At 26.8% G+C, this 745-nt stretch carries 1 protein-coding gene; it reads left to right on the forward strand.

Annotated features, from left to right (window positions below; genetic code table 4):
* The first annotated feature begins 142 nt into the window (after positions 1-142).
* Complete coding sequence (locus MAGTDC_RS06090; RefSeq protein WP_192573234.1) at positions 143-295, forward strand: cbb3-type cytochrome c oxidase subunit I; 153 nt, start codon at positions 143-145, stop codon at positions 293-295.
* The last annotated feature ends 450 nt before the right edge of the window (positions 296-745 follow it).

Here is a 745-nt window from a genome sequence, read left to right on the forward strand (position 1 = left end):
ATATTTACAGTTGGAATGAACATTGATACACGAGCATATTTACTTCTACTACAATAATTATTGTGGTTCCAACTGGAATTAAGGTCTTTTGCTGATTTGCAACTTTAAGAGGAACAAAAATTAAAATTTTGTCTTAAATTTTATGAGCATAGGGTTTGTATTTGTATTCACTATTGGTGGTTTAACTGGCGTAATTTTGGCAAATTCATCAATTGATATTATTTTATATGACACATATTATGTTGTAGCTCATTTTTATTATTACTATGGGGGTAGTATTTGCAATTTTATGTAGATTTATTCATTGATATCCTTTATCTACAGGGTTATCCTTAAATTCTGATTGAAAATTCATTTTTTAATTATATTTATTGCTATAAATTTAACTTTCTCTCTTCAGCATTTTTTAGAATTAAGAGGAATACCTCGTCGTTATTCTGATTATCCAGATGCAGTATCTACCATTGGAAGAAGAATTTCATTTATTTGAATCTTGTTATTGTTATTTATTGTTTGGGAAAATTTATTTTGCATCGACTAATTGTGTATTCAAATAATATAATGTCATCTATTGAGTGATTACAAGAACTTCCTCCTTCAAAACATTCATATAGTGAAATTCCTCTATAATATCTTCTAAAATGCCATATCTTCTAATATGGCAGATTAAGTACAATGAATTTAAGATTCATATATAAAACAAGTGTTTTGTTATATCTTACATTAACATACAAGATCCTGTGTC

Source organism: Candidatus Hodgkinia cicadicola, from assembly GCF_002774925.1.